The organism is Dactylosporangium sp. NPDC048998 (assembly GCF_043197855.1).
Taxonomy (GTDB): domain Bacteria; phylum Actinomycetota; class Actinomycetes; order Mycobacteriales; family Micromonosporaceae; genus Dactylosporangium.
Window position 1 is genome coordinate 261,830 of the sequence record NZ_JBICTV010000002.1, and the last position, 21,390, is coordinate 283,219.

The following is a 21,390-nucleotide window of genomic DNA, read 5'->3' on the forward strand; positions in this document are numbered from 1 at the left end:
CACCCTACCCGGACGCCTCCGCCCGGCGTCGCTGGCTCGCGATGCGCGTGAAGTCATCCACCGTGAGCTGCTCTCCGCGCAGGCCGGGGTCGATCCCGGCGGCGCGCAGAATCCGCTCGGCCGCAGGCGGCCCCCCGGCCCAGCCGGCGAGCGCCGCGCGCAGCGTCTTGCGCCGCTGGGCGAACGCGGCGTCGACGACGGCGAAGGTTTCCGATTTGTCGGGATTTATCGTATCGTGTACCGCAAATCCGACCAGACCCGACTCGACGTTCGGCACCGGCCAGAAGACCGAGGGGGGCACCCGCCCCGCCTGGCGCGCTGTCGCGTACCAGGCAAGTTTCACGCTCGGCACGCCGTAGATCCGCGAGCCTGGCCCGGCGGTGAGACGGTCGGCGACCTCCTTCTGCACCATCACCAGCCCGCGCCGCAGCGTCGGCACGGTGGCGAGCAGGTGCAGCACGACCGGGACGGCGACGTTGTACGGCAGGTTTGCCACCAGCGCCGTCGGCCGGAGCCCGCCCAGGTCCACCCGCAGCGCGTCCCCGGCCACGACGGTCAGGCGATCGGCGTGCTCCGGCGTGTACTTCGCGACCGTCTCCGGCAGCGCCTCGGCCAGCGGCGGATCGATCTCGACCGCGCACACCGGGTTGCCGTGCTCCAGCAGCGCCAGGGTCAGCGACCCGAGCCCCGGCCCGACCTCCAGCACGACGTCGTCCGGCGCGAGCTCGGCGGCCCGCACGATCCGGCGCACGGTGTTGGGGTCGTGCACGAAGTTCTGCCCGAACTGCTTGGTGGGGCGGATGCCGAGCCGCTCCGCGAGTTGCCGCACGTCGGCGGGCCCGAGCAGGCTCACGACCAGCGTCCGAAGGCTCGTTCCCCGTTGGCCGAGATCGCGTTGCAAAGTGCGTCGAGGTCGTGCCCGGTGACCTCGGCCAGCGCGCGCACGGTCAGCGGGATGAGATACGAGGCGTTGGGGCGGCCGCGGTACGGCATGGGCGTGAGAAACGGCGCGTCGGTCTCGACCAGCAGCCCGTCCAGCGGGGTGATCGCCGCCGCCCGGCGCAGGTGCGCGGCGTTGCCGAAGGTGACGGTGCCCGCGAAGCTCAGCAGGAAGCCCCGGTCGAGGCACTCCCGCGCGAACTCCTCGTCGCCGGAGAAGCAGTGCATGACGACCTGGTCGGGCGCGCCCTCCTCGTCGAGCACGGCCAGCACGTCCTCGTGGGCGTCGCGGTCGTGGATGACCAGCGTCTTGCCGTGCCGCTTGGCGATCGCGACGTGGGCGCGGAAGCTCTCGTGCTGCGCCTTGCGCCCCTCCTCGCCGGTGCGGAAGTAGTCCAGGCCGGTCTCGCCGATGCCGCGCACCCGCGGGTGGGCGGCGAGCCGCTCGATCTCGCGTAGCGCGCCGTCGAGGTCGGCCTGCCGGGGCGCGTCGTTGGGGTGCAGGGCCACCGTGGCGACGACCGCCGGGTGGCGCTCGGCGACCTCGACGCCCCAGCGGGACGACTCGACGTCCACGCCGACCTGCACGAGCCGGTCGATCCCGGCCGCGGTGGCCAGCGCGACCGCGTCCTCGACGGTCGCCGGGCCGCCCGCGCCGTGGTCCTCGAGCGTGATGTCGATGTGGGTGTGGCTGTCCGGCACCGCGACCGGCAGCGGCTCGGGGGCCGGGGGGAACGTGCCCTCACGACTGTGTTTTCTCGCACTCATCGGGGTTAAGCATGCCACCCTCGGTTCGCCGTTCACGCTTCGTTCACCACGGCACAACCACCCGCCCCTAGCGTCACGGAAGTGACAGTAGTCGGACACGCGGAGGGGTCCGCGACCCACAGCGTGACGATCGACGGGGTCACCTACCCGGCCGAGGAGATCGCGCAGGGCGCGGCCTACGAGGTGTATGCCACGCACGGGGCCCCCGGTTTCCTGCCCAACCCCCGGCCGGGCGCCCGCTGGCCGTACCGCCGCTTCGTCCACGCCACGGAGGTCGCCTCGGCCCTCGACGGGCTGGAGGACGAGCCGCTGCTGATGCCGGTCACCCGCGCGCTGGACTGGGCGAGCGTCCACCGGCTGAGCCAGACCCCGTCGGCCGCCGCCGCACTGGCCCCGATCCGCCGCACCGCCGTCGTGCGCCGGGGCACCCGCATGATCAAGTTCCTCTCCGGCCGGCAGCTGCAGGGGTACCTCAAGGGCTGGCCGATCAGCGGCTTCTGCTACCGCGCCTTCGACGTCGCCCACCTGCGCACCCCGGATGACCTCGCGATCCTGTCCGGCGAGTCCACCGGCGACGTCGTCTTCGCGGTGCGCTGGCGTGCCGTGGACGCCCACGACTACGACGTGCCGCTCGCCGACAGCTACGCCGGGCTCGTCACGATGCCACCGCACGACCGCCTCGGCCCGCCGGTGATCGGCACCGGCTTCGCGCCCAGCGGCCGGCACATCGTCCCCGAGTTCGTCACCGCCGACCTGGCCGAACTGCCGGTGCCGGCGAACACCTCGCTGGTGGCGTACACGGGCGACGGCACCGAGGTGACGCTGTACACATACCTGCCGGAGCAGCGCGCGTGGAGCCGCATGCACGGGCCGCAGTGGCGCCACCTGCTCCCGGACCAGTCCGACCAGGAGTATTTCCCGGTCGACCCGCCGATGACCCGGTACGTCGGCACCTACCGCGACAACCTGTTCGAGGCGATCGTCGACCCGCCGGGCGAGTTCCGCGTGGCGGCGAAGACAAGGGCCGCGCGGTACCCGCTGGAAACCCTGGCCCGCCGCGTACCTCAAGCAACCTGGCGCGACGCGCGCTGCACGGTCATCCGCCAGGAGGGCGACTGGCTGCGGCTACGGTTGTCCCGGCCGGACGGCGACCAGGTCGCGCGTCTCGGGGCACATTGCGTCGAGCGAGGACTGTACGAGGCTTGGGCGCCGGCCAGTGAGGTGGCCGACGCCCATGAGAGCGATCACTGGTACCAGTTGTAGTCGGCTTCGAGCTAGGCCTGGAGGCGGGCCAGCTCCTCCTCGATGATGGACTCGTCGAGTTTGCGGAAGACCGGGGTTGGCGGGGCCAGCTCGGTGCCGGGGGCGATCGGGATGTGTTCCCACTTGGCGCCCTGCGTGTAGTCGCCCATCAGGACCGGGTATGTCCTGCCGTTGTCCAGGTCCTCGACCTCGCGGATTTCGGGCATCGGGGCGTGCACGCCGGTGCCGCCCAGCAGCTCGTGGATGCGCTGCGCGGCGTGGGGCAGGAACGGCGTCAGCAGCGTGTTGCAGTCCTTCACGGCCTGCAGGGCCACGTGCAGGACCGTGCCCATGCGGGCCTTGTCGTCCTTGAGTTTCCACGGTGCCTGGTCGGAGAAGTACTTGTTGACCTCGCCGACGACGCGCATCGCCTCGATGATGGCGGCCTTCTGGCGGTGCTTGGCCAGCAGCTGGCCGACCGTGTCGAAGCCGGACCGCACGCTCGCCAGCAGCGCGGTGTCCTCGGCGGTCAGCTCGCCGGCCGCGGGGATCTCGCCGAAGTTCTTGGCGGCCATCGAGATCGAGCGGTTGACCAGGTTGCCCCAGCCGGCCACGAGCTCGTCGTTGTTGCGCCGGCGGAACTCCGCCCAGGTGAAGTCGGTGTCGTTGGACTCGGGGCCGGCCACGGCGATGAAATACCGCAGGGCGTCGGCGTCGTAGCGCTCCAGGAAGTCGCGCACGTAGATGACGACCCGGCGGGACGAGGAGAACTTCCGGCCCTCCATCGTGAGGTACTCCGACGAGACCACCTCGGTGGGCAGGTTGAGCGCGCCCAGCGACTGCGGCTTCGGCCCCGAGTAGCCGAGCAGGATCGACGGCCAGATGACCGAGTGGAAGACGATGTTGTCCTTGCCCATGAAGTAGTACCCCTGGGCCTCCGGGTCCTGCCACCACTTGCGCCAGGCCTCGGGGTCGCCGGAGCGGCGGGCCCACTCGATCGAGGCCGACAGGTAGCCGATGACCGCGTCGAACCACACGTAGATCCGCTTGTCGTCGCGGTCCTTCCAGGCCTCCAGCGGGATCGGCACGCCCCACTCGAGGTCCCGGGTGATCGCCCGGGGCTGCAGGTCGTCGATCAGGTTTCGGGAGAACTTGAGCACGTTGGGGCGCCAGCCCTCGCGGGTGTCGAGCCAGGCGTTGAGCTGGTCGGCGAAGGCGGGCAGGTCGAGGAAGAAGTGCTCGGTCTCCACGAACTCCGGCGTCTCGCCGTTGATCTTCGACCGCGGATTGATCAGCTGGTCGGGGTCGAGCTGGTTGCCGCAGTTGTCGCACTGGTCGCCGCGGGCGCTGTCGTAGCCGCAGATCGGGCAGGTGCCCTCGATGTAGCGGTCGGGCAGCGTGCGCCCGGTCGACGGCGAGATCGCGCCGAGCGTGGTCTTGGCGATGATGTACCCGTTGTCGTACAGGCCCTGGAACAGCTCCTGCACGATCTGGTAGTGGTTGCCGGTCGTGGTGCGGGTGAAGAGGTCGTACGACAGTCCGAGGCCGTGCAGGTCTTCGACGATGACCCGGTTGTACCGGTCGACCAGCTCGCGCGGGGTCACGCCCTCGGCGTCGGCCTGAACCTGGATCGGCGTGCCATGCTCGTCGGTGCCCGACACCATCAGCACGTCGTGCCCGGCCATCCGCATGTAGCGGCTGAAGACGTCGGAAGGCACCCCGAATCCGGACACGTGACCGATGTGGCGCGGCCCATTGGCATAGGGCCAGGCGACCGCGGCGAGAACACGACTCATGAGCTGCAAGCGTAGTGACCCGCTCCGCTGTTCGCGAACAGGATGGTTTCTCCCGACACGCGATCGACGTCCGAAACGTGCGCGATTGCCCGTTGTCCAATAAAAAATGTGAGTGAACAGCCAGTTCGGCCGGGACACAAGAAGCCGCTACTTGTGGGCGATCACGGCCGCGTAGACCTCCCGCTTGGCCAGGGCGTGGCGCTTGGCCACCTCCAGCGTCGCCTGCTTGCGGTCCGCGCCGGCGGCGACCAGGGCGGCCACCTCCGCGGCCAGCACCGCGTCGGACGGGCGCTCGGCGGTGACCGGCGGCGCGCCCGCCACCACCAGCGTGATCTCGCCGCGGGCCGTCTCGGCGTCGGCGGCCAGCGAGGCCAGCGTGCCGCGGCGGATCTCCTCGTACGTCTTCGTGAGCTCGCGGCACAGCGCGGCCGGGCGGTCCTCGCCGAGGGCCAGGGCCATGTCCTGCAGCGTGTCGGCGATGCGGTGCGGCGACTCGAAGAAGACGAGCGTGCGCGGCTCGTCGGCGAGCGAGGCGAGGTAGGCGCGGCGCTCCCCCGGCCTGCGCGGCGGGAAGCCCTCGAAGCAGAACCGGTCGCAGGGCAGGCCGGAGACCGCCAGCGCGGTGACCACCGCGCTCGGGCCGGGGGCCGCGGTCACCGGCACGCCGCGGGCGATCGCCGCGCGGACCAGGCGGAAGCCGGGGTCGGAGACGCTCGGCATGCCGCCGTCGGTGACCACGGCGACGGTCTGGCCCTGGGCCAGCAGGTCGGCCAGTTCGGGGGTGCGCCGTTCCTCGTTACCCTCGAAGTAGCTCACCACCCGGCCGGTGATCTCCACGCCCAGGTACTGGGCGAGGCGGCCCAGCCGGCGGGTGTCCTCAGCGGCGATCACGTCGGCCGTCGCGAGTGTTTCACGCAGGCGCGGCGACGCATCCTCGGGATTTCCCAGCGGCGCTCCGAGCAGAATCAATGGCACATGTGCGATGGTGGCATCCCGCACCCTACGATCGCCCAATGACCTCGGGTGTGCTGACCCAAGCAAGCGAGCCGGAGAGCCCGGCCGTCGCGCCGGTGCGCGTGGTGTCCGACATCGTCCGCCGCCGGCTCGCCCCGCCGCCGCGCGGGGGCCTCAACTTCTGGCTCGTCGCCGCATTGATCACCGGTATCGGGCTGCTCGTGCGCATGGTCAACCTCGCGCACCCGAAAGAAGTGATCTTCGACGAGGTCTACTACGCCAACGAGGCGCAGGACCTGCTGCAGCACGGCGTCGAGTGGAACCCCGAGGACAACACGCCGCAGTACGTGGTCCACCCGCCGCTGGGCAAGTGGATGATCGGGGTCGGCGAGCAGCTCTTCGGGTACAACTCCTTCGGCTGGCGGATCTCGGCCGTCACGGTCGGCGCCATCTCGATCCTGCTGATCATCATCGCCGCGTACCGCTTGTTCCGGTCCCCGATCCTGGCCGGCACGGCCGGGCTGCTGATGTCGCTGGACGGCATGCACTTCGTGCTCTCGCGCGTGGCCCTGCTGGACATCTTCCTGATGTTCTGGATCGTGGTGGCGTTCTTCTTCCTGGTGCTCGACCGCGAGCAGCGCCGGGCCCGGCTGCTGAGACTGCTGGAGGACGGCTTCGACCCGGAGAAGCCGGGCGCGCGGGTGAAGCTCGGCTTCCGGTGGTACCGCCTGCTGTGCGCGGTCTCGCTCGGCCTCGCCTGCGGCGTGAAGTGGAGCGGCATCTACTACGTGCTGATCTTCGCCGTCGCGATGGTGCTGTTCGACATGAGCGCCCGCCGCACCGCCGGGTTCAAGCACTGGGTCGCCGAGGGGATCTGGAGCGACGGCGCCGGCTGGTTCCTGGCCACGATCGCCATCGCCGCATTCGTCTACGTCAACTGCTGGTGGGGCTGGTTCCTGTCGGACCACGGCTACTTCCGGCACTGGTACGCCGAGACCAACGGCCTGCCGCACGACCGGCTCATCGACCCGCTGGTGAACCTGTGGCACTACCACGTGGAGGCGTACAACTTCCACACCACGCTGATCACGAAGCACCAGTACCAGTCGTGGCCCTGGCAGTGGCTGCTGCTGGGCCGCCCGGTGGCGTTCTACTGGGACCAGGCCGGGCCGTGCGGCGCCGCCAGCTGCGCCTCGGAGATCCTCCTGCTCGGCACGCCACTGCTGTGGTGGTCGTTCCTGCCGGCGCTCGTGGCGCTCGGCTGGCTCGCGATCGCCCGCCGGGACGGCCGCGCCTGGCTGATCATGGCCGGCGCGCTGACCGGCATCCTGCCGTGGTTCAACGAGATGCCCGAGCACCGCACGATGTTCTACTTCTACTGCCTGCCGGCCGAGCCGTTCCTGGTCCTGGCCGTGGTCTACGTGCTCGGCGCGATCATCGGGCCGCCGCGGCGCCTGAATCCGGCGAGCGACCACCGGATGATCGGCTCGATCATCGCCGGGGCGTACGTGCTGCTCGTCGCCGCCTGTTTCGCCTATTTCTACCCGATCTACGCGGGAATGGACATCTCATACACGGAGTGGTTCTCCAGGATGTGGCTCGGGTCTCGATGGGTGTAGTCCCGCCGCGGTAGTGGGTATCTGAAGAGCCGGAAACCCTGCCTTATATTATTTGCCGCACGGCAAGCAAAGGCTGGCGAAAGGCTCAGATGTCCGGCTTTGGCTCCATCGAAAAGGCTCTACGCACCGCTGCACCGGATCGGCTGGTGGAGACGCTCGACGCGTACCTCAGCGCGGCCCACGGGGTGAAGAGCAGCACAGTCTGGCTGGCCGACTATCGCACCACGACCCTGTCGCCGTGCGGGGTCGAGTCCGGCGACGCCGTCGGCGAGCAGCTGGCGCCGGCGACGCGGGCGTTCGCCAGCCAGACGCCGGTGCTGGAGACCCGCGACGGGAAGTCCGGCGCGCGGCTGCACCTGCCGGTGACCGTGTGGGGCGAGCGGGTCGGCGTGCTCAGCGTCGGGCTCGACGCCGAGCGGGTGCCGACCGAGCGGCCACTGCTGGAGGAGCTCGCCGAGACCTTCGCCGTGGCGCTCGCGGCCGCGTACCGGCGCACCGACCGGTATCACCTGGACCGGCGCCGCGCGGGCCGGCTGACCATGGCCGCGGAGATGCAGTGGGACCTGCTGCCGGCCCGCGGCTACGACCAGCCGGGCCTGCGGTTCGCCGGCCAGCTGGAGCCGGCGTACGCGGTCTGCGGCGACCACTTCGACTGGGCCGTCAACGGCGACTGGCTCACCGTGACGGCCCTCAACGGCATGGGCACCGGCCTCGACGCGGCGCTGCTGACCGCGCTCGCGGTCAATGCCATGCGCAACGCCCGCCGCTCGATCCCCGCCGGGCAGAGCAGCCCCGGCGACCTCGCCGACCAGGCCGTGCTCGCGGCCGACGCGATCTTCTCCCAGTACGGCGGGGCGCGGCACGTCGCGACCCTGCTGCTCTCGCTCAACACGGGGACCGGCGAGCTGCGGATGATCGACGCCGGCTCGCCCCGGATGCTGCTGGTGCGAGGCGGCCAGGTGCAGGACACACCCCTGGATCCGCAGCTGCCGCTGGGCATGTTCGGCGACACCCGGTATGTCGAGGAGACCACCCGGCTACAACCGGGTGATCGGCTCTTTGTCGTCAGCGATGGGGTGCACTCCGCCGTACGGCCGAACGAGGCGACGTTCGGTGAGCGCGAGTTGAGCCGTGCCATACGATCGACCCGGTTGCAGCCACCGGCCGAGGCGATCAGCAGCGTCATGCGGAGCCTTCGTGACTACCACGCGGGCGCCGAGCTTGCGGACGACGCCCTGATCATCTGCCTGGACTGGTCGCCCCGAGCCGACCCGTGACCCCCGCGAGACACGGAGGACAACGTGCGGACCAGACCCTCACCGCACCCGCTTGGCCACGATGACACGGCCGCCGCAGCGGCGCTGGTCGACGCCGCCGGCCAGGCGCTCGTCCTCGCCACGAGCGCGGCCAACGACAACTCGGGCGTCTCCGCGGCACAGCTGCGGGTGCTCGGCGTCGTCGACCAGGCCGGTTCGGTCAACCTGACCCAGCTCGCCGTCGCCCTGCACACCGCGCCGTCCTCGGCGAGCCGGCTGTGCGACCGGCTGGAGGCCGCGGACCTGCTGCGGCGCACCAACGACGAGCGCGACCGCCGCGAGGTGTGGCTCGTGCTGACGCCCACGGCCCGCCGGCTGCTCGACGGCCTGGGCCGGCAGCGGCAGGAGACCATCGCCGCGGTGATACGGCGGATGGCGCCCGACGACCGCGCGGCGCTGCTGCAGGGCCTTTCGTCGTTCGCGCGCGCTTCCGGGGTCCCGCTCGCCGAGGGCGGCTCGGCGGCCCAGGCGAGCTGACACCGCCCGGCCCCGTCGACCGCCCGCCGCCCCTCGACGGTCATCCACACCCCTCGACGTCACCCGCGCCGCACGACGGTCACCAAGACCGTCGGCGGCCGCCGCGCGCTCGAATCGCGATCATCGAGAGGCCGTCACCGCACTGTCTGGCTGACCGATTTGCGGGTATATAAGCGTTATTCGTATTTGCAATTTGCAGATTGGCACGCGTTTGAGTAGACGACCATTGACCTATGAGGAGTTTCACTGATGACAGCCTTGTAATTCCAGGGAGTGCACGGGGCCAATTCGGCGTTGTGTAAGTAATGATCCAAGTGGATCTGAGTAAAATTGGGCGAGACACGCCGACTCCATCTGTAGTGGGGGTGGTTGCCTACCGGCCGGGGGACCCGATGGGCGTGTCCACGGGCGTGGCGGCCGGTGCACCAGTGGTGCGTACCGTTGCCATCATTACGCTCCGTAGCGAAGGGCCACTCGGTCACAAGTCACACCGACAGCAAAACTGGACAAAGATCCCCTTTTGACCCTCGGCATGCGTACTCGGCGTTGGCTGCACGCTTGCAATCAATTGACGTTTATCGAACTATGCAAGCCTCGATCACTGAAAATGGGGGGTCGTCCACGTCTACCTGGATCGACAATTCTGAATGAAGCCCTCCACGAATCGCGGTTCGAGTTCTATGGTGTTCGACGTCGGTACACGGCCAATCACGCACGGGAAAGGTGCCAGACGGGCACGTCGTAAACCCGCGGCTTCGGGAGTGACGGTGCATACGAGCCACCACGGCGAAACCATGCTTGACAGATTGGCGCACAACGACGTCGCCGAGCGGTTCCTCGGCTCGTCCGGCTGGGCCGCGACGGTCCGGCCCCTGGAGGTGCGGCCGGTGCCGGCCGTGGCGGAGCACGATGACGGGGTTCCCGCACTGCCCGGAGTACACCTGGAGCGGGGGCGGCTGCTCGATCACCTGGACGCGGCGGTGGAGCACCCGGTCACCCTCATCTGCGCACCCACCGGCTGGGGCAAGACCGTGCTCGCCACGTCATGGCTGCGCGCCGGACGGGCGCCCGGGCGCACCGCCTACGTGCGGTTCGAGCCCAACTGCGGATCGGCCGCCTGGCGGCAGCTCGCCGGCGCGCTCACCGCGGCGGGCATCGCGCTGGACCCGGCCACCTACGCGTGGAGCAACGGCCGCCTGCACGAGCGCGCCGTGGTGGTCCTCGACGACCTGCACAACGTCACCAACCGCACGGTGCTGCGCCGGCTGGAGCGCCTGATGACCCGCCTCGGCGAGCGGATCAGCTTCCTGCTGCTGGCCCGCAACGAGCCGCCGCTGTCGCTGTACCGCTGGCGCGTGCGCGGCCAGCTCACCGAGCTGCGCGCCGACCACCTCGCCTTCGCCCAGGCCGAGATCGCCGGGCTCGCCGAGCGCTTCGACGTGCGGCTGCCCCAGCACTTCCGGTACGCCCTGTGGCACGTGACCGAGGGCTGGCCCGCGGCGGTCGCGGTGGCGCTGTCGGCGATGGTCGGCCGGCACGAGCCGGAGCGGATCGTCAACGACCTGATCGCCGGCGAGGCGGGGCTGAACGAGCAGGTCGGCCTGACCGAGTACGTGCAGCGGGAGGTCCTCGCGCACATCGACCCGGACGTCTACGACGTCATGCTGCGCACGTCGATCGTCGAGACCGTCTGCCCCGGCCTGGTCGAGGCCCTCACCGGCAGCCGCAACGGCGCCCGGCTGCTGGCCCAGGCCAGCCGGGCCAACGCGCTGGCCACCTTCTACGGCGGCTCACACTCGTGGTACCGCTACCGCCGGCTGCTGCGCTCGGTGCTGCGCGCCGAGGTGCGCACCACGCTCGCGGCCGAGGAGCGCGGCCTGCACCGGGCGGCGGCCGGCTGGTACGCCGCGAACGGCCTGCCCGGCGACGCCGTCGTGCACGCGGTGCTCGGCGCGGACTGGGTGAGCGCGGAGCGATTATTTCTGCAGTACTGGCCGGAACTGTGCGGGTCGGGACCGTGCGCGATAGCGCCTCGGACCGGCCCGCATCCTCCCGCGGACATCGCCGAGCGTCCGCTGCTCGCCTTCGCGCTGGCCATCTGCTGCCGCGACACCGGCGACGCGGCCGGCATGTCGGCGTTCATCCGGCTGGGTGAGCGCGCGCTGGGCGAGTCACCGACGGCGCTCAACGCCGAGATCCTGGCCGCGATGCGGCTCGCGGAGGCGGTGACGGTCGAGGACGCGGAGCGCTCCAGCGCCACCGCGATGCGGCTGCTGCAGCGCACCGACGAGGCCGCCGGCGAGCACCTCTACGCCGACGCGGCGGACGCGGCCCGGGCGATCGGCTACCTCGCGCTGTCCGAGTCGCAGATCGCCGCGGGCCAGATCGACGGCGCCGATTCGGCGCTCGAGCAGGGCGCGGGGCTGGCCCGAAAGTCCGGCTTCAACCTGCTCGTCGTGCAGGCCAACCGGGAGCAGGCGCTGGTACACCTGCACCGGGGGCGGCTGTCGGCGGCCGCGGCCTGCGCGCGCCGGGTGCTCGACGGCAGCCGGGACGCGGGCATCAGCGAGTCGCGCAGCATCAGCTACGCCCGGCTGGTGCTGGCCACGGTCTGCCGGTTGCGCGGCCAGCTCGACGAGGCCCGCTACCACCTGGACGAGAGCATCGTCGCCGAGGTACCGCCCGACCCCTACGGCTGGGTGAGCGGCTCGATCAGCCTCGCCCTGCTGCTGCACGACCAGGAGGACCTGGCGGGCGCCGCGGAGGCGCTGGAGCCGCTGCTGGACAGAGGGATCGGCACCATGCCGCCGGCCGCCGAGGTCGCCACGCGAGTACTGCACGCCAACCTCTATCTGGCCGAGGGCCGCCTGGACAACGCCCGGGCCGTGCTCGACGAGGTCGCCCGCCAGTGGCCGGACGCCACCGACGTGGCCCTCGCGAGGGCTCGGCTGAGCATCGCCCAGGGGCGGCCCGAGGCGGCGGCGCGCACGCTCGAGGGCCTCCTCGCCCGGCAGCCCGGCTCCCTCGTGACGGTGGTTTCGGCGGCGGTACTGCTGGCGCAGGCCCTCCGGCAGCTCGGCGACTTCGTCGGCGCCACCGAGCAGATCGAGCACGCGCTGCGCCTGGCCGCGCCCGAGGGCATCCGGGGCCCGTTCCTCGGCCACGGCGCGTGGATCTCCGAGCTGCTCGAGCCCTCGCCGCAGGTGACGTACGCGCCCGACGCACACCGGCAGGTCGAGCAGCGCCCGGCGGAGTCTCCGGCGGAGGCCCCGGGTGATTCTCCAGGTGAGTCTGGGGGTGAGTCTCCGGACGAGCCCCCGGCGGCGGCCCCCGCCGTCGCGGCTCAGGCAGACCCGTTCGACGTGGCCGCGGAGCAGATCACCGACCCGCTGACCGAGCGGGAGATGCTGGTGCTGCAGTACCTGCGCAGCATGCTCTCGATCGCCGAGATCGCCAATGTGCTCAGCGTCTCGGCGAACACCGTCAAGACCCACGTCCGGCACGTCTACCGCAAGCTGGGCGTCAGCCGCCGGCGTGACGCGGTGCGCCGGGGAAGGGAGTTGAGCCTCATCTAGGCTCTCACCCGACGTAGGCGAGCCGCAGGGTGCCCTGGTGGAGACACGATATGCGGCATGGCTATGGCGGTGCGGGAGCAGGTCAACGGGGTTCGGGTGGGTGTGCGGTACGCCGTTGCGGACCACGCCTCCAACGTCGGGGGTGACTGGTACCTTTCCACTCCGCTACCCGGCGGAGACGTGATGCTCGCGGTCGGCGACGTGATGGGCCACGGCCGGGCCGCCGCCGCGACGATGCGGCAGCTGCGCGCGGCCATGAGCCGGCTGGCGCTGGCGGGTGACGAGCCCGGTGCGATCCTCGCGGCGCTCAACCGGATGCTGTGCCGCCGCCCGATCACCACCCTGGCGACCGCCGTCTGCGGCCGGTTCCGCCCCGCCGACCACTCGCTGACCTGGTCGCGCGCCGGGCACCTGCCGATCCTGCGGGCCACCGCCGCCGGGGTGAGCGCGCTGGCCCAGCCCTCCGGCATGGCGCTCGGCGTCGACCCGGCCGCCCGCTACGCCACCGCCCGCGTCACGGTCGACGCCGGCGACCTGCTGCTGATGTACACCGATGGCGTCGTCGAGCAGCGCGACCGCGCCATCGACCAGGGCGTGCAGAGCCTCGTCGACGACGTGCGGCTCGCCATGCGCACCTCGGCGCCGGGCGAGCGGCTGCGCACCGCGCTCGACTTCGCCCACCGCAGCAACCCCGACGACGACGCCTGCCTGCTGGCCGCCGAGCCCGTGTAGCGCCGCCGCCCGCCGGTCCGCCACCCGGCCGTTCACCCATCGAGGGTGATCCTCATTCACCCGGCGCGCTCGAATCATGTTCCCAGGCACGACACGTTGCCGACTGAGGCAGGCGCCGATGTCCGGGAACCGGGGAGGCCGGGGGATCCACCCATGTCCGCGGGAGGGATCAACCGGTACCCCGCAACCGGCGCGGAGGGGTCTGCGCCGGTGTCCGGTGCCGCGGGCGGCGGGACCGGACACCACGGGTCGGGCCTGTTCCGGGGGGAACAAGTAACGGGGGATATAGGCCGTGCCGGTCTTCGGTTTTTCGACCGGGGACCGGCACGGCCTCACGCATTTCCCGCTGAATCAGGGGATTTCCGCAGCTAATGCAAGGGAGAAGACGGGCGGATGCGGGTGAAGGAATTTCGGACGTTCGGTACGACGATGCTCGCGCTGGTGGGCACGCTGAACGTCTCGCAGGGTCTGCTGGTGGCTTTCGCCAGCGGCGGGGTCGGATTCGACCGTAACGACGTGGCGTTCACCAGCGCCGGCACCTGGGCTGCGGCCACGGTGACGCTCGGTGTGCTGCTCGCGGTCACCGGTCTCGCGCTGCGCGCCCGCAAGCCCAGCGCCAAGCTGGCCGCGGTGAGCGTCGTGGCGCTGCACGCGATCTCGCAGCTGGCCATGCTGCGGGCCTACCCGGCGTGGTCGCTGCTGATGGTCACGCTGGACGTGATCATCCTGTTCATCCTCACGATCCCGCGGGGTAGCGTCATCGCCCCCGAGGACCTCGAGCCCGAGGAGCCCCGCCGCCCGGTCTCGACGGCGAAGCTGGCCTTGCGCCGCAACAGCCGCTCGGATGCGTACCGCGGCCGGCACAAGAAGGGCCGCCCGGTGGTGCGCCACAGCGCCGAGCTCAACGACATCATCATGATCGATCTCCTGGTCGACCCGGACGAGCGCGACGTTCCCGTCACCGCGCCCGCCGACGCCGAGCGCTTGATGCAGGACACCGTCATCGTCACCGCCTCGGTCGGCGCCCCCGTCAAGGCCGCCCTGGCCGAGGAGACGATCGAGGCGGAGCTCGTCGGCGACCCGCCCACCGCCTGGGTCCGCGCGATCGGCCAGGCGACCGTGCCGGTCATGCTCGACGACCCGGTGGAGGAGTCACGGGTACCGGTCCAGCGCGCGTCCCTGGAGTCGCTGGACCCGCTGATCGACCCGCTGCCGATGGTCCTCGCGAGCGAGGCGGCGATCGCCCGGGCCGCCGTGGACGGCGAGGGCGAGAAACTGGCCGCGATCGGCGCGCGGCCCTACGTGAACCGCTGAGCCACCCGCCCCGCCAGAAGCGGCGGCGTCCTTCGCAGGACGCCGCCGCTTCGCTTTGTCTCGTGCCTTCGCGCCCTGTTCTGCGCCTGGTGCCTGGTCTGCGGCGACCGCCATGACCCGTGCCCCTCGCACCACGGCCGCCGAGCGACTGCCGCTACCGGCTCATAGACAAAAAGGAGCGCGGCCCGGTACGGGTCGCGCTCCTGAGTAGTGCTTGCGGCTGTTACAGCAGATTGAGCTCACGGGCGCGCTCGATCACCTCCCGCCGCCGGCCCACGCCGAGCTTGCGGTAGATGTTCTTCATGTGCGTCTTCACGGTGTTGACCGACACGTAGAGCATCGAGGCGATCTCGCCCGCCGACAGGGTGCCCTGCAGGTAGCGCAGCACCGCCAGCTCCCGCTCGGTCAGCGGCTCGGCGAGCTCGCCGGCGGCCGCCGGCGGGCGGCCGAAGCCGTTGAGCTCCTGGGCGATGTCCTCCGCCAGGCCGCGGTAGCCGCTGCCCGCCGGCAGGTACGTGACGAGCAGCTCGCGCACCGGCTGGCCGCCGGCGACGAAGGGCCAGCGGATCGTCTCGTCATCGGCGAAGCGCAGGGCCTGTTCGAGCGCCCGGCCGGCCTTGGAGCGATCACCCAGCGCGCGCAGGGCGCGGGCGCTGGTGAGGTTGGCGTCGACCGTCCACACCAGCGAGCCGGTCGTGGGCTCCAGGTACGGCTGCACCGCGCCGAGGGCCGCCGCCGGGCGGCGCTCCGCGAGGTGGGCCTTGGCGCGCACCACGCCGAGCCAGGGCGCCAGCATCTCGACCGGTTCGATGGTGAGCAGCCGCTTGGCCGCCTCCACGTCCCCGGCGGCCAACCGGAGCTCCGCCTCGGCGAGGGTGACACAGTGCTGCATGCGCGGCGTGTACCGCCAGTCGGCGAGCTGCCGGCGAATGGCCGCCAGCTCGGTGCACGCGGCCCGCGCGTCGCCGGCGGCGGCGCGGATGTGCGCCCTCGTCATGGTCGCCACCGCCACCAGCGCCGGGTCGGCCAGCCCGCCCCCGTCGAGCGCGCGGTCGAGGTAGTGCTCGGCCGCGCGGACCCGGGCCTGCAGGTAGCAGACCTCGGCGACGGTCAGCTGCGCCCACACCACGTCGCTGCCCTGCGTCTGGCCCTCGCGATCGGCCAGGGCGAGGGTCTCCTTGCCGTACCGCATCGCGGCGGTGAGCCGGCCCCGGGTCGCGTTGAGCTGGGCGAGCTGGCGCAGCGCGGCCAGCTGCGACTGGACCCCGCCGCAGCGGCGGGCCAGGTTGAGCGACTCCATCAGCGCGTGCTCGGCCGCGCCGAGATCGCCCTGGATGAGCCGCGCGCCGCCGACAGCCACGAGCGCCAGCGCGCGCATGCGCGCGGCGTCCTGGTCGTCGAGGCCGATGTCCTCGCGCAGGAGGAGCGGGGCTGTCGCGAGTACCAACTCAGGCTTCTGGCTCTGATGAGCCTCAGCCATCCGAAAGCTGTCCACAATGGGGCGGAGCGCCGCCCGCGCCGAGTCGACCAGCGTGTGTTGCGAACGGTCGACGAGATGCAGGAATGTCTCGGTGCCCTGTGGATCGCTGGCGTCGAGCCGCTCGGCCGCGAAGGCCAGGGCCAGCTTCGGATCGTTGCGTACCTCCTGCGGAGGCGGCGGCACCAGCTCCTTGATGGTGCGCATCCGGGCGCCCGGCACCAGCTCCTGCCAGCTCGCGGCCAGCAGGTCCGAGGCCTGGCTCCAGTTGCGTGCCGCGAGCGCGTGGCGCAGCGCGTCGGCCGGCTGGTCGTGCGCGGCGAACCAGTCCGCCGCCCGCCGGTGCAACTGGCGCACCTGCTCCGGGCGGCGATGTCGGAGTTCGTCGTACAGCATGAGGCCGAATAGCGGGTGACACCGGAACATGCCGGCGTTGCTGCTGCCCTGCACCACGAAGAGATTCGAGTGCTCGAGCTGGGCCAGGATGCGGGCGCCGTCGACGCGGCCGGTGAGCGCCTCGACGAGCTCCGAGCTGACCTGGTCGAGGACCGACGTGCACAGGACGACTTCGCGGACGTCCTCCGGCAGCGTGTCGAAGACCTCGCCGACCAGGTACTCCCCCAGTGCCCGGTCCTGCAGCGCGAAGCGGGGCACGAGGCTGTCCGGCTCCGGGTGACCCTGCACCGCCAGCGCGGCCAGGCGCAGGCCGGCGGCCCACCCCTTCATCACCGCGTGCAGCTCGACGAGCGCCGACTCGGCCAGCCGTACGCCGTGCGCGTTGAGCATCTGGGCGGTCTCGTCGAGCGTGAACCCCAGCGGCCCGGTCCGCAGCTCGCTCAGCGCGCCGCGGATCCGGAATCGGTACAGCGTGAGCGCCGGATCGGTACGGCACGCGATGACGAGACGCAGGCGTTCGCTCGCCTGGGAAAGCAGCGTCTCGAGTTCCCCCCATACGCGCTGTACCGAAAGCTCCTGCAGGTCGTCCAGGACCAGGACCACGGGTGGGCCCGCCCGGCGCAGCAGGGTGACGAGCTCTTCCAGGGCCTCACCCGGGCCCTCGCCGGCCTCCCCCGCCGGGTGCTCCCCGGTCGCCTGGGTGACCACGTCGACCACGTGCTCCCAAAAACGTGGGCCGTGGTGTGCCTCGACCGTCAACCACGCGAGCGGCCAGGGCGCCCGCCCTGCCGCCACCCACTCGGCCAGCAGGGTGGTCTTCCCCCACCCCGCCGGAGCGGAGATCAATGTCAAAGGCCCCGCCACGGCGCGATCCAAAGCGTCCAGCAGACGCGGTCGCGGCACGTGATAGCGGGGCGGCTCAGGCACTGCGAAGTGCAGTGCGGGACGGGTGATGGTGTCAACGAGCGTTTTCTGCCCCAACGTATTTCGCCCCCTCCCACCCACCGCAGCACGGCGGATGACCACGGGATTGTGAGGCGACAAAAGGTGATGTCGCCTCACCCGTAGGGGGTGAACAAATGACAGTGCGTGATCACCCAGCTTTTGGGGCTTGCCTCCGCACACATCGGAAGCCGACGTGACAACTACCGTTGTCGATCGCCTCGGGTTGCCGGGCCGCGGGCCGGAACCGGTGGTCATACCCCGTGGAGCACAGGTATGAACCACCCTTCACCACACGGCTGGCGAACACGATAGCGCCGGGGGGCGAGTCTACCCGGGGGTTCTCCGGGATCTCACCCTCGACCTCACCGAACCGCGCGCTGCCGGAACGGTAGTAGTCCGACGTCCACTCCCACACGTTGCCGACGACGTCGAAGAGGCCGTACGCGTTGGCCGCGAACGCGCCGACCGGGCTCGTCCCGTGGCCGTCGTCGCTGCGGTCCAGCCAGGGGAAGATTCCCTGCCAGATGTTGGCGCGCCCGGGTTCGGGCTCGTCGCCCCACGGGTACGGAGCCCCGTCCAGCCCGCCGCGCGCGGCGAACTCCCACTCGGCCTCGGTGGGCAGGTCCTTGCCGGCCCAGCTCGCGTACGCGAGGGCGTCCTCGTAGGCGACATGGACGACCGGGTGGGCGGAGCGCTTGCGGATGTCCGAGCCCTCCCCGAACGGGTGACGCCAGGACGCGCCGGGCCGCAGTTCCCACCAGACCCGCCAGTCGCGCAGCGGCACCGGACCCGGCGGCTGCACGAATACCATCGAGCCTGGTGGCCCTTGATCGGTGGGCCGCTCGGCCACCGTCTGATACCCCGTCTCCTGCACGAACAGGGCGAACTCCGCGTTCGTCACGGGGTGCGAGTCGATCCAGAATCCATCGACCGCGACCTTGCGAACCGGCGCCTCTTCCGGATAGAAGCCCTCGGCACCCATGGCGAAGGTGCCACCGGGGATCCAGGCCATCTCCACGAGCGCATTGTGCTGACGACCGTGGGTGACTAGTCCTCACCCACCCCGGGTGAGGGCCGGGGTCGCCGCGCCGCCGTGTCGAGACCCATTCGTGTGTACCACGGGGGCTTTCACACGGGCTGGGTGATGCTTGGTCATCCGGCCCGGCCGAAGCATCGCATCCAAAAGCACCGGTAAACGCATTTGCGAGGGAGGGAGGTCGCCACACGAGCTTCGCCGGATTCGGCCGCGGCGCCTCCTCTCTTGTCCGCCGCGGCCGGTCGGCGGATCTGTGACTCCTCCCGGGATACGTATGTCGTTTCAGGGAAAAGGGAGACAGAGGTCATGGCTGAGACCGGAACCCCCCGCAGGAGCAGCGCCTGGTCCGGCTGGGTCACGTTCGCCGGCGTGCTGCTGGCCGTGCTCGGGGTGCTCAACATCCTCGAGGGCCTGGTCGCGTTGCTGCAGAGCCAGGTCGCCTTCATCGACGGCAGCAGCCTGGTCGTGGTAAACCTGACCGGGCTGGGCATCGTGATGATCGTCTTCGGTGCGCTGCTCACCGCCTGCGGGATCGGACTCCTCGCGCACAACAGGGTGGCCCGGATCGCGGCGATCGTGATCGTGGCCCTGCATGCGCTCGCACAGATCGGTTCCCTCGGCGGGTACCCGGTGTGGTCGCTGCTGATGATCACCCTCGACGTGATCATCCTGTACGCGCTCACCGTGCACTGGGCCCCGCTCCAACTCGAGCCGGCGACGCCGCCACCGGGCGGCGTGCACCGCGCCGACCGGGACCAGCAGCGCGAGGCCACCACGTTCCCGATGAACCCGCCACGGGGCGGCCCGGCACATGCCGCGCCGGACACGCCCGACGTTTCGGAGAAGGCCCCCGGAGGCTACGAGGGCCAGCCGACGCAGTACCGGAGCCGGGCCGCGGAGTACGAGGCCGAGGAGTACCAGGGGCAGCGCCGCGGGTCGTACCAGCCGGGTGGCGAGCCGGCCCAGGGCCAGCAGGGGCAGCCGGGACCCAACCCGGGGCCGTACCCGCCGACCCACACCTCCTCCCCCACCTCCGGCTCCGGCCACGGCACCGGGGCGGCCTAGGAGATAGGACCGAAAAGTCCGGCGACTCCGTCGCCGGACTTTTCGGCGCGTTCGCCATGACCCACCGTTGCCGTGCCGGCTGTCCAGGATGGCCGCCTGATGCCCGACCTGCTCCTGGGGACTGCCCTCTCCCGTCCCCTCCCGGCGTGCCGGCCAGCGCGTCCTCCGCCGTGGTCATGAGGGCCGGGTCGACGGCGTCCATCAGGCGGCGGTACACCTCGCGCGCCGCGTCCTTCAGAACGAACAGGATCGCGAGCGTGATGAGCAGGCCGACCAGCGGATCGGCCCGGCGTCGGCCGATCGCCACGCCGCCCGCGCCGACGACGTGAAGTGAAGCACGGCGACCAGCGCGGCCGAGCCGATGCGGCGGCCGACGCGGATGTGGTGGCGCGCGACGAGCTCGTTGCCGGCGAAGCCGATGAGCAGCGGGGAACGAACGAACACCATCGCGGAAGGGAAAGCAGAAGGAAAAGTAGACGGTCGCCGGAAACGCGTGTGGCGCCGGCGCGGGCCTGGGAGCGCGCCGGCGCCTCGGCGCCGTCCTGGTGGAGCAGGAACGTCTCAGAACGTGACTTGCGATGGGTGGGCGGCCTCCTCCGGATCAGCCGCCCACCCATCGGCTCCCGCCGCCCTCGCTGAAGGCCGACCGGTGCTCAGGACGCGGGCCATGTTCACCGCTGACTCCTGGACCGTTGAGTACCCCCTGCTCAACGGTTTTCACCGAGCGACCCAGCTGGGTTCGTCGCGCCGGGGACCACCGACGGCGCGACGCCCGCGGCTGGCGGGACCGGACGGACAACTGGAGACGGTGCAGCAGTCACCGCTTCAGCTCCGTCCGTCGCTTGCCTTGTCACGTAAGGAATCTTGTCGTGGCCCGGAGTGATCCGTCGTCACCCGGGTCGGGTGAAGCACCTGCCCGATCGACATCATGCGGAAGAGAGGTTGGCCATCTCCTTCTCGGCCATCTCCACCTCGGCCAGGAGCTTGGTGTGCTCCGCGATGAGCGCGTCCAGCAGCCGTCGCGTCACCTGGACGCTGTCGGTGCCGACCGATCGCGTGGTCGCCAGCAGGTTCTCGGCCGCCTCGCGCTGGCGCTGGCGGCGTGCGTCCCACTGGGCGCGCCGGTTGGCCTCCGCCCGGGCCTCCTCGGCGCGGCGCTGGGCCAGGGCGTTCTGGAAGTCCCGCATGGCGTCCTCGGCGTGCTTGCGGGCGTCCGCGAGCAGCGCCTCTCCGGCGGAGCGGGCGTTCTCGAGGTCCTGCCGCGCCTCGGCGCGCAGGGCCCCGGCCTCCTCCTCGGCGAGGTCGATCATCCGCTGGATGCGCCCGCCGACGACCTTCGACGACTGGTCGGCGCAGGTGCACTTCTTGAGTTCCGTGCCGAGCCGCTCAACCCGGCCGGCGAGCTGCTGCTCCCGGTAACGCGCCGCGGCGAGCTCGGTCTCCGCCGTCGTCAGACGCATCTGCAACGTCGCGACGTACCTGTCGACCTGCGCCCGATGATAGCCCCGCAGGCTCAGCTCGAACCCGTTCTCGGGGCGAAGCTCGATCTCGCCCGCAACCGCGCTCATGCTGACTCGTCCCCCTCCCCGGCCCGTTCATGCAACGGGCGACAGCGCGAACGCTGCCGAGGACTGTGGTGACCACGCTTCATCCTTTCCGGGTGAGCCTTCGGCGGGTAGCGTGGCGGTGGAATGGTGTCGATGGAACCGTTGGCACGTAAGGGAAATCGCCGTGCCAGG

The 21,390-nt window shown here is 71.1% G+C and carries 16 protein-coding genes; 8 read left to right on the forward strand and 8 right to left on the reverse strand.

The annotated features are described in order from the left end of the window. Nucleotides 1–4 precede the first annotated feature (4 nt). Together rsmA and ACGFI8_RS05230 are read right to left on the reverse strand one after the other, a co-directional pair. On the reverse strand, nucleotides 5–859 hold the full coding sequence (gene rsmA, locus ACGFI8_RS05225) for a 16S rRNA (adenine(1518)-N(6)/adenine(1519)-N(6))-dimethyltransferase RsmA (protein WP_392801200.1): 855 nt from the start codon (nucleotides 857–859) through the stop codon (nucleotides 5–7). Then, nucleotides 850–1,707: a TatD family hydrolase gene (locus tag ACGFI8_RS05230; protein WP_392800247.1), complete on the reverse strand. Its 858-nt coding sequence runs from the start codon at nucleotides 1,705–1,707 to the stop codon at nucleotides 850–852. Before ACGFI8_RS05230 ends, rsmA begins: the two co-directional genes overlap by 10 nt. Nucleotides 1,708–1,788: 81 nt before the next feature. On the opposite strand from ACGFI8_RS05230, the gene ACGFI8_RS05235 reads away from it, so the two are divergent. Further along, on the forward strand, nucleotides 1,789–2,970 hold the full coding sequence (locus ACGFI8_RS05235) for a hypothetical protein (protein WP_392800250.1): 1,182 nt from the start codon (nucleotides 1,789–1,791) through the stop codon (nucleotides 2,968–2,970). Between the two features lie 11 nt (nucleotides 2,971–2,981). Here ACGFI8_RS05235 and metG read toward each other — a convergent pair whose 3' ends face one another. Beyond that, complete coding sequence (gene metG, locus ACGFI8_RS05240) at nucleotides 2,982–4,745, reverse strand: methionine--tRNA ligase (RefSeq protein ID WP_392800252.1); 1,764 nt, start codon at nucleotides 4,743–4,745, stop codon at nucleotides 2,982–2,984. Nucleotides 4,746–4,892: 147 nt separating this feature from the next. Beyond that, nucleotides 4,893–5,759: a 16S rRNA (cytidine(1402)-2'-O)-methyltransferase gene (gene rsmI / locus ACGFI8_RS05245; protein WP_392800255.1), complete on the reverse strand. Its 867-nt coding sequence runs from the start codon at nucleotides 5,757–5,759 to the stop codon at nucleotides 4,893–4,895. Here rsmI and ACGFI8_RS05250 point away from each other — a divergent pair. The 6 genes from ACGFI8_RS05250 (at nucleotide 5,759) to ACGFI8_RS05275 (ending at nucleotide 14,732) form a co-directional block, all read left to right on the forward strand. Further along, nucleotides 5,759–7,318, forward strand: a complete 1,560-nt coding sequence (locus ACGFI8_RS05250; protein WP_392800257.1) for a dolichyl-phosphate-mannose--protein mannosyltransferase — start codon at nucleotides 5,759–5,761, stop codon at nucleotides 7,316–7,318. The two genes, rsmI and ACGFI8_RS05250, sit on opposite strands and share 1 nt — an antisense overlap. 146 nt (nucleotides 7,319–7,464) lie before the next feature. Continuing rightward, on the forward strand, nucleotides 7,465–8,595 hold the full coding sequence (locus ACGFI8_RS05255; RefSeq protein WP_392800260.1) for a PP2C family protein-serine/threonine phosphatase: 1,131 nt from the start codon (nucleotides 7,465–7,467) through the stop codon (nucleotides 8,593–8,595). Between the two features lie 24 nt (nucleotides 8,596–8,619). Beyond that, nucleotides 8,620–9,111, forward strand: coding sequence for a MarR family transcriptional regulator (locus ACGFI8_RS05260; protein ID WP_392800262.1), 492 nt, complete (start codon nucleotides 8,620–8,622; stop codon nucleotides 9,109–9,111). Between the two features lie 794 nt (nucleotides 9,112–9,905). Further along, nucleotides 9,906–12,686 (forward strand): LuxR C-terminal-related transcriptional regulator, encoded by a 2,781-nt coding sequence (locus tag ACGFI8_RS05265; RefSeq protein ID WP_392800264.1) that lies wholly within the window; start codon nucleotides 9,906–9,908, stop codon nucleotides 12,684–12,686. A 57-nt stretch (nucleotides 12,687–12,743) separates the two neighbouring features. Then, nucleotides 12,744–13,418 carry a PP2C family protein-serine/threonine phosphatase gene (locus tag ACGFI8_RS05270; protein WP_392800267.1) on the forward strand — a complete coding sequence of 225 codons (675 nt, stop codon included), beginning with the start codon at nucleotides 12,744–12,746 and terminating at the stop codon, nucleotides 13,416–13,418. A 393-nt stretch (nucleotides 13,419–13,811) separates the two neighbouring features. Next, nucleotides 13,812–14,732 (forward strand): hypothetical protein, encoded by a 921-nt coding sequence (locus tag ACGFI8_RS05275; protein ID WP_392800269.1) that lies wholly within the window; start codon nucleotides 13,812–13,814, stop codon nucleotides 14,730–14,732. Nucleotides 14,733–14,955: 223 nt separating this feature from the next. Here the strand turns inward: ACGFI8_RS05275 and ACGFI8_RS05280 are convergent, their stop codons facing one another. Further along, entirely contained in the window at nucleotides 14,956–17,805 is a 2,850-nt protein-coding gene (locus ACGFI8_RS05280; protein ID WP_392800272.1) for a LuxR C-terminal-related transcriptional regulator, read from the reverse strand. Next, nucleotides 17,699–18,562, reverse strand: a complete 864-nt coding sequence (locus ACGFI8_RS05285; RefSeq protein ID WP_392801203.1) for a formylglycine-generating enzyme family protein — start codon at nucleotides 18,560–18,562, stop codon at nucleotides 17,699–17,701. The genes ACGFI8_RS05280 and ACGFI8_RS05285 overlap by 107 nt, the downstream gene beginning before the upstream one ends. Before the next feature lie 330 nt (nucleotides 18,563–18,892). Here ACGFI8_RS05285 and ACGFI8_RS05290 point away from each other — a divergent pair, with 330 nt between their 5' ends. Further along, a complete protein-coding gene (locus ACGFI8_RS05290; RefSeq protein WP_392800274.1) occupies nucleotides 18,893–19,651 on the forward strand; it encodes a hypothetical protein in 759 nt (252 codons plus the stop codon). 234 nt (nucleotides 19,652–19,885) lie between these two features. Here ACGFI8_RS05290 and ACGFI8_RS05295 read toward each other — a convergent pair whose 3' ends face one another. Continuing rightward, entirely contained in the window at nucleotides 19,886–20,098 is a 213-nt protein-coding gene (locus ACGFI8_RS05295; RefSeq protein WP_392800277.1) for a hypothetical protein, read from the reverse strand. A gap of 479 nt (nucleotides 20,099–20,577) precedes the next feature. Next, on the reverse strand, nucleotides 20,578–21,219 hold the full coding sequence (locus ACGFI8_RS05300) for a hypothetical protein (RefSeq protein WP_392800279.1): 642 nt from the start codon (nucleotides 21,217–21,219) through the stop codon (nucleotides 20,578–20,580). Nucleotides 21,220–21,390: the final 171 nt, after the last annotated feature.